Raw genomic sequence first — 3538 nt, 5'->3', positions numbered from 1 at the left:
AACACGCCTACAACCCGATCCACCGCCGCTACCAATACGACCCGGCAGGTGAACTGATCCGCACGCTGGACAAACTGCGCGGCGAGATCAAATACGAATACGAAGCCAACGGCCAACTGCACAGCCGCGACACGGGCAAGTTGGTGGACAGTGAGGAGTTCAGGTACGACGCGGCGGCGAACCGGCTGAACTTCAACACCAGCCAGTTTGATCACGTCAAAGACAACCGCATCAAGCAGTGGCGCGATCAGGAATATGCCTACGATGCGTGGGGCAACCTGATTGAAAAGCGCAGCGGGTTGAGCCGGCTGCAGACGTTCAGTTATGACGGCGAAAATCGGCTGGTCAAGGCCGAGACCTTGGTGAATGGCAAGCTGGAAAGCAGCGGTGCCTATCGCTATGACAGCCTCGGCCGACGGGTAGGTAAAACCTCAGTAAAAGGCGGCAAAACCGAACACAAGAACTTCCTCTGGCAAGGCCTGAGGATTCTGCGCGAAGAACAGCCGGGGCAGAGCAGCCTGTACATCTACGAGCCCGGCAGCTATGCGCCGCTGGCCCGCGTTGATCAAAGCGAAGGGGAAGAGCAGAAGCTTTACTACTTCCACACCGACCAGATTGGTACGCCGTTGGAGATGACCGACGTTGATGGCGCGATTGTCTGGCAGGCGACGTACAAGGCGTGGGGTTCCATCGAAAAGCTGGCGGTGAACGAGGTTGAGCAGAACCTGAGGTTTCAGGGTCAGTATTTCGATGATGAGACGGGGCTGCATTACAATACGTTTAGGTATTACGATCCGCAGGTTGGGCGCTTTATAACGCAGGATCCGATTGGGCTGGATGGTGGACTCAACCTTTATCGATACGTTACGAGTCCTACTGGTTGGATCGATCCTCTTGGATGGACTGGAATAGATGGAAGCGGCAGGCCGCTATCGAGCAGTCAGTATAGTGTGTGGACCAGTGTGGAAATGCCATCAGAAATTCATGCGTCTGACCGGCCGGTACACTTCCGGTATGCAAACGAAGAGTTATACAATCGGACGTTAAAATATCCAGAGCTGAAATCCTCCCTTCCACCTGAGGTGGTGACGCATATTCAGCCTGGGCCTAGAGGAGGATTTAAGCAAACCAGTCCGCCAAATCATTCTTGGCACCATAATGCTCAGACTCCTAAGGATATCGAGTTGATACCTAGGGCTCAGCATCAGGCGGCCGGACCGGTACAGCAAAGCCTCCATCCTAATCAGCAGGGTGGCTTCAAAAAATTGCAAAACTCTGCGTGTTGAGGTGAGTATGAAAACCTATAGTATTAGAGAAGTTTTAGAGAATATCGGGCAGATGCCAGAGACATGGTTTTATTTGCCAGCTACGACATGGACGTTGGATACGAAAGGAGCATTTTCTTTAGATAGTTGGGATTTTCCGCCCGACTCAACGGATTACCTTCCTCCACAGGTAGCTAGCGAGGGATGGAAGGCATCACTTGATAAAGCATCAATTGAAGATGTGATTTCAAATCTTGATCAGCAGTTACCTAACCCAACAATTGATGAGTATTTTGAAGCGTTTAAGTTTTACTTTGAAAATGATGCGTTCATTGTTTTATAAGTCTTTCATTTTTTAGAAACAAGAGCAATGCGCTTGCTCGTTAGCGGCAAGCGCAGCTCTTTGAAGCTCATTAAGACACATTTTGGCGTGATTGGGCTGCGTGAGTTGGGCGTCCCGCTAGGGCTAAATAAAAACTCTATCAGGGCAGGAGTGTGTTAATGAAACTGCGGACACCTTCAAATAATTAACCAGATAACTACTGGATTTTCTTATGATCGCGAGCATAGCCTTGATCACTTGAAGTTTTATGAGTGTAAAAAGATTTCTGCCTCTAAGCCTGTTCCAAAAATGACGTTGAAGAATAAGATTTCTGTCGCGGCTATTCGCCGGTACGATTATTTATTTAGCGACGGGCCGGATTTGGTAAGCTCTAGGCTTGCAGGTATTATTAATTCTTCAGCATTGGCCGATGGTGTACAGCTTATTCGCACGGACGTCACCATAAATGGTGAAGGCTATAATGATTATTTTATAATTAATTATCTGAGGTTCGAGTCGGCTTTTGATATGGCTCAGTCTATTAATAAACCACTGGCCAGGTCTATGCCTGAAGGTCCCAAGAAGTTTAATAGCATTGCCCTGCTTAATAAAGATCCAGTCAGTAACATTTTTCGGGCTCTGGAAAGCAGTTCTCACGTAGTGTGTTCTGATCAAGCTGTTGCGTTTTTTAAGGCTAACCCAGTTAATCACACCAGAGGCCCTCTAAAAGACACTAGAGGCATTGGTGGCACTCACTGGCACGAAACGCAAATTCGTGAGAGTCAAGGTCTTGGCAGAAATGAGTTCGCACCTTCACTCAAGCGAGAACTAGATATAACCTCTGGCGCACTGAGAAAAAGTGGAGTGCCTAGCTCGCGAGTTAAGCAGCTAAAAAGAATGGCGAAAAAATTTCATAGCGGTTTAAGCACATGCGGATGAGGTCATTATGATAAAGGTCAAACAGATTATTCCTTCCGATAGCGTTGCTGTTTCTTCGGGAGTCACTCTCGGAGGGCAAGTAGCTGAGGTCGTAGCATGGCCGCTAAACCCAGATGGTGATCCGCTTACCTTAGTTGCTTCTATAGACTGTTCTAAAATTAAAGGCGATACAAAAAAAGTAGCATTCCAAGTGAAGGCGTGCTGTACGTTTTTTCTACTTACAGCAAGTCAGACTATTTTCTCGAGAATATAACGTATAGCGGCGATCCCTCAGAGTTAGATTTAATTTTGAGTGGGTATACTCTAGTTGTGCTTGGAGACGGCGGGGTGTTTCAAACTAGCCCTGTCGACAGTATTCCTGAGATGGCGACAGAGTTAAAAGATAGGCAAATAGAAGATGAAGACTTCCCCGTTTTTTCTATGATTTCAGATTTGGCTCCGCATGGCATGATCGTTCCGGAAGCTCTGATTTTAGACTATGATTTTATCTGCCAGCTATATTCAGCAGATTTTTCAGAGCCATTTAAAGATATATTTTATCTCAGTGATGCAGTTGGATATTTGTTCTTGAAAAAAGATGGAAGAGGAGAAGGGTTGTTTTTTGTTCAGACGGGTTGAAGACTAGAGCATTCCTAATCGGTCGAACAGAACCTGCGCGTTGGGGACCAGAATTTCGACGTTGAGACGGCGCTGTATTACTACGGAGCCCTGAACGGGTTCCTCAACGGGGCCGCGCTGATGCCACGGTCGCGAAGTTCACCTGTGGGTTCTGTTTGGCCCTGTAGGCGGGTCTGGCCGCAGGCGTGGGAGGTAGCCTGCGGACTTCGTTGAGGGAAGCAATAGGCAGCAGTTTTTCCTCGCCCTCCGGCACCATCGTTCTCTGTCGACGCCACCACCGGGCGCAAGGTGATTCCTGACGAAACCGATTTCAGCCTCCCGGGCCTGATGCCCCTCGAATGGTCACGCTTCTACGCCAGCGACCTGACCGTCGACAGTGTGCTCGGCAAAGGTT

Annotated in this window: 4 protein-coding genes and 1 pseudogene; all 5 read left to right on the top strand. The window is 48.5% G+C overall.

The window, feature by feature from the left end; genetic code table 11:
* A partial coding sequence (locus L9059_RS30420; protein WP_247296547.1) for an RHS repeat domain-containing protein occupies positions 1 to 1286 on the top strand: 1286 nt, incomplete at its 5' end.
* 7 nt (positions 1287 to 1293) lie between these two features.
* Positions 1294 to 1608, top strand: coding sequence for a DUF7716 domain-containing protein (locus L9059_RS30415; RefSeq protein ID WP_247296515.1), 315 nt, complete (start codon positions 1294 to 1296; stop codon positions 1606 to 1608).
* A gap of 237 nt (positions 1609 to 1845) precedes the next feature.
* Positions 1846 to 2526 (top strand): hypothetical protein, encoded by a 681-nt coding sequence (locus L9059_RS30410; protein WP_247296513.1) that lies wholly within the window; start codon positions 1846 to 1848, stop codon positions 2524 to 2526.
* A gap of 198 nt (positions 2527 to 2724) precedes the next feature.
* Positions 2725 to 3144 carry a hypothetical protein gene (locus tag L9059_RS30405; RefSeq protein WP_247296510.1) on the top strand — a complete coding sequence of 140 codons (420 nt, stop codon included), beginning with the start codon at positions 2725 to 2727 and terminating at the stop codon, positions 3142 to 3144.
* Positions 3145 to 3408: 264 nt separating this feature from the next.
* A pseudogene (locus L9059_RS30400) lies at positions 3409 to 3538 on the top strand (DUF6531 domain-containing protein); the annotation flags it as partial.

Source organism: Pseudomonas violetae, assembly GCF_023072615.1.
Classification (GTDB): Bacteria; Pseudomonadota; Gammaproteobacteria; order Pseudomonadales; family Pseudomonadaceae; genus Aquipseudomonas; species Aquipseudomonas violetae.
Note: the sequence above shows the minus strand (reverse complement) of the source record. Positions and strands in the feature narration are given on the sequence as shown.

Coding starts and splice junctions, on each gene's coding strand:
- L9059_RS30415 (WP_247296515.1), top strand. CDS start 1,294: ATGAAAACCTATAGTATTAGAGAAGTTTTAGAGAATATCGGGCAGATG.